This is a genomic window from Haliscomenobacter sp. (genome assembly GCF_040403615.1).
In the GTDB taxonomy this organism is placed as follows: domain Bacteria; phylum Bacteroidota; class Bacteroidia; order Chitinophagales; family Saprospiraceae; genus Haliscomenobacter.
The window spans coordinates 1-4,018 of sequence record NZ_JBBAKG010000215.1 but is presented as its reverse complement, the minus strand read 5'-3'; the positions used below and the strand labels follow the sequence as shown (position 1 = coordinate 4,018).

Below are 4,018 nucleotides of genomic sequence, written 5' to 3'. Positions count from 1 at the left end.
CTTACCACTTCAGAAGGCCTGGTTTTTAAGAAAATCAAGGACATCGTTCGTTGTGAAAGCGACCGCATGTATACCGTTGTGGCAATGGTGGGGGGAGAAAAACTCATGGTTTCCAAGCCCATGGGGCAATTGGAAGAAATCCTGGAAGGGCAAAATTTCTTCAGAATCCACAATTCTCACCTGATCAACATGAACCACATTCGCCAGTTTGTGCGCTCCGAGGGTGGTTACCTGGTGATGGAAGATGGCGCGACGGTGAGTGTGGCCCGCAATCGCAAGGACGATTTTCTGGAATTGTTTTCGAAGTTTTGAGATTTCTGCTAAGTATGACGCAAAAAATAACTTCCCGATTTTTTTAGAGGGTTTTGAATAGGAAGCCAACTTGAAATGAACCATCCGGCTTCCTATTCAAAACCCAAAATTGGGAACTTAATTTTTCTGCATTACCAAGCGGAAAGTGAAAACAACCATTGGGAAATTAAAATAACATCAGGAAACTGATAAGTCGTATTTTTCTACATCGCAAATTAAACCAGGGTTTATGTGGGTAGGTTATTCCTTTTTTATGCTTTTAGTTGCTGCCATTTTATACCGCAACAGTCAGCAAAAGTTGAAGGCCAAGAATGTATTCAAACAGGCCTTGATCAACCTGGAAGCCACTCAAAGCCAACTCATCGCCCAAAAGGAACGTGCTGAACAAGGTGAACGGTTCAAACAACGGTTTTTGGCGCACATGAGCCATGAAATCCGCACCCCATTACACGGAATTGCCGGATTTACCGACTTATTGCTGGAGACTTCACTCAGCGAAAAGCAACGCCGCTGGTTGGCTTCTATTCACCAATCTACAGAGCGACTGGGCGAAGTTGTCAATGATGTATTGGAACTCAGTAAACTAGAAGCCGGAGAACTCAAGCTGCGCAAAATTCCCTTGTCTCCTACCAGGATTGCTGGCGATGTGCAGGAATCCTTGTCCTTAAGGGCTCAAAACAAAGGCATCAGTTTGTTGCTGGATTTACATGAGAATGTTCCAGGGGCTTTACTGGGCGACCCCACCCGTTTGTATCAAATTTTGATGAACCTGACTGGCAATGCAGTTAAATTTACCGAAAAGGGATCGGTTACCATCAAAATGAACAGTACGGAGCGCAACAGCGAGTCAACTGATTCTGAAGCCAATAGCGTGAATCTGATTATTCAGATCATCGATACAGGTATTGGCATTCCAGCTGATAAAATCAAGGCCGTGTTTGAGAGTTTTGAACAAGCAGGAGAGGATATGGTAGCCCGTTATGGCGGAACCGGTTTGGGATTGACCGTAACCCAGGAGTTGGTGCAATTGCACCATGGCGATATCCAGGTTGAGAGTGAAATTGGAGTAGGCACCACTTTTACCGTGAAACTCCCCTATGCATTGGCTGCAGTCGAGGATTTGAAACCTGAAAACCATGAAAATTCGGCATTGTATTTTGCTCAACCCTTGAATATTCTATTGGTAGACGACAATGCCTTGAATCGAGAAATTGCCTATGAAGCCATTCACCGCCATTTTGAAAATGCCAACATCACTGAAGCGGTAAATGGCAAAGAGGCCATTGCGACGCTCGAAAATCAAAATTTTGACGTGGTGTTGATGGACATGCAAATGCCGGAAATGAACGGTATGGAAGCAACCAGACACATTCGTGCTCAAGTTCATGATGAAAAACGCAGTGTCCCAATCATTGCCCTGACCGCCTCTGCCACCCCTGAGGAAATTGAAAAAGCACTTGATTCTGGCATGAACCGGCACTTGGGTAAGCCATTCAAACCTCATCAATTGGCATTGGTCATGGCAGAATCGCTTGGCCTGATTGCGGATGAATCCCAAGACCTTGCACCAAAAACAACGACGGTTGCCATGCAGGATGAATTATTGGATCTAAGCTTTTTGCGTGATTTTACCGACGGTGATAAAAACCAGATGAATTACTTCATCCAGAAATTTAAAGTGCAATACCCTCTGGAAATCGAGAAAATGGATCAGGCGATATTGAACAAAGACTACAATTTGCTGTACCAAACCGCGCACAGTTTTAAGCCACAACTTGAATTTGTTGGACTAAAAAAAGGAACAGTTTTGGCTCAACAACTCGAACAAGGGGCTCAGACAGAAACGGCATTTGATGAACTTTTGCCTCTTTTGAATCAATTGAAAAACCTATTGAGCAATCTACGAATCGATTGAGATTTGCCGGTATTTTGTGGCCATCAGGCAACTTTCAATTTTAAAGTTTACCAAGCGGAAATTCAAATCTACCAATGGGAAAGTGAACGAAGCAGTCCACGAAATTCCTTGTCATCTTTATAGCATACAAAAACACTTAAAACCAAACACACAGTAAGACTGAATCCTGGTTAAGTTTTTTGAGGTGTCATCAGGGCATCTCAGATTTTTGAAACACAATTGCTGACCTCCAAAAACACCAAAAATGTCCCTCTCACATTATGTCGCCGAACTTTCTCATCGAAGCCAATTGGTTTCAGACATTGAAGAATCAGCAGAAAAAATGGCCAAAGCACTCAATGTTCAGTGGAACATCTGGACGATTGTCCCCGAGCATTGTTTCGTGAATGGTCGAGCTTCTGAGTTTACATTTCGGGTGGCCTTTGCTAAAATTGCGGGTGCCAGAATAGAATTGATTTCCCCCTTTCAGTGCAAAAAATTGTACCAGGCTTACTTCGACGTCGATGGCGAAGGTCTGCCTCATCCCTGTTATTCTTATCCAAGTTTGGCAGGATTAAAAAAAGCCATTTCCGATTTAATCCAACAAGGACATCAAATTATTCAACAGGCCTATACCACTGGAGTTTTCGAGTTTTGTATTTTGGAAACACCAAATCAGGATGGAATTGTGGAGTTGTTCTACATCAATGGATTGTCTGCTCCAGATAAAATAATTGGAAATTAGATTCCAAACATACGCTAAAGAAAATCTGACCAAATTGTTATTCCTATCAATTCCATCCCGTATCTTTCACCAAAGTTAGAGTGCGTTTTAGCCATTTGTAGCGCGAAGTAGAAACCCAAACACACTCTAAAAGCCTGGAAGATCCTCTTATTCATGGAAAACACCAAAATTCTCATCGTTGAAGACGAATTCATCATTGCTGCCGACATCTCCATGCAGCTGACCAATCTGGGGTATGATGTCACAGGCATAATTCCGCGTGGCGAAGATGCACTAAAAAGCATCGAGGCCACGTGTCCTGACCTGATTTTAATGGACGTGGCTTTGAAGGGCTCAATGGACGGGGTAGAAACCGCCTTACAGATTCTCGAAAAGCACCAAATCCCGCTGATCTTCCTCACCGCCAATGCTGATGACAACACCTTTGCCCGCGCCAAAGTAGCCCAACCCTATGCGTTTATCTCCAAACCATTCCGTCAATCAGACCTAAGCCGAACCATCGAGCTGACCCTCCAAAAAGTAGCGGAAGAAAAAAGCCAGGTGGCGCAAACGCTGCCCCAGGAGTTGATTCAAAAAGAAGACAGCATCCTCTCTGATCGCATCTTTGTGCGCTACAAGGATCGAATGGTAAAAGTATTGTTACAGGAAATTCTTTTCGCCGAAGCCGAACGCAGTTATTGCAAAATTCATACCGCAACTGCCGAATACCTCATGACTTTGCCGCTGGGTACTTTTGAGGAAAAACTCCAATCCGATGATTTCATCCGCATCCACCGCTCACACATTGTCAATGTCACCAAAATCGATGCGGTAATGGACAACTACAACTACGTGAGTATTGGCAAACATACCTTGCCCGTGAGTCGAGGTTTTCAGGAAGGATTGGCCTTGCGTTTGAAAGTGATCTAAACGAGGTGGCTGCTTTTTCATCCGGTGGGCAAAGCCTGTCCTACTTTTTTTGAGATACAAGAGCTATCTTTAATAAAAAAGTAGGCGCAGATTTTTTACCATTCTTATCCTTGCAATGCATCAGCACCACCGATTTCAAAAATATGGTGCGCTTTTAT

Annotated in this window: 4 protein-coding genes; all 4 read left to right on the top strand. The window is 43.7% G+C overall.

Annotated elements, in window-relative coordinates; translation table 11 throughout:
* The coding region (locus ABW391_RS28820; RefSeq protein ID WP_353485366.1) for a LytR/AlgR family response regulator transcription factor at nt 1-312 on the top strand (312 nt) is incomplete at its 5' end.
* A gap of 229 nt (nt 313-541) precedes the next feature.
* Complete coding sequence (locus tag ABW391_RS28815; protein WP_353485365.1) at nt 542-2,227, top strand: ATP-binding protein; 1,686 nt, start codon at nt 542-544, stop codon at nt 2,225-2,227.
* A gap of 244 nt (nt 2,228-2,471) precedes the next feature.
* Nucleotides 2,472-2,951: a hypothetical protein gene (locus tag ABW391_RS28810; protein WP_353485364.1), complete on the top strand. Its 480-nt coding sequence runs from the start codon at nt 2,472-2,474 to the stop codon at nt 2,949-2,951.
* A 153-nt stretch (nt 2,952-3,104) separates the two neighbouring features.
* Nucleotides 3,105-3,860: a LytTR family transcriptional regulator DNA-binding domain-containing protein gene (locus ABW391_RS28805; protein WP_353485363.1), complete on the top strand. Its 756-nt coding sequence runs from the start codon at nt 3,105-3,107 to the stop codon at nt 3,858-3,860.
* Nucleotides 3,861-4,018 lie beyond the last annotated feature (158 nt).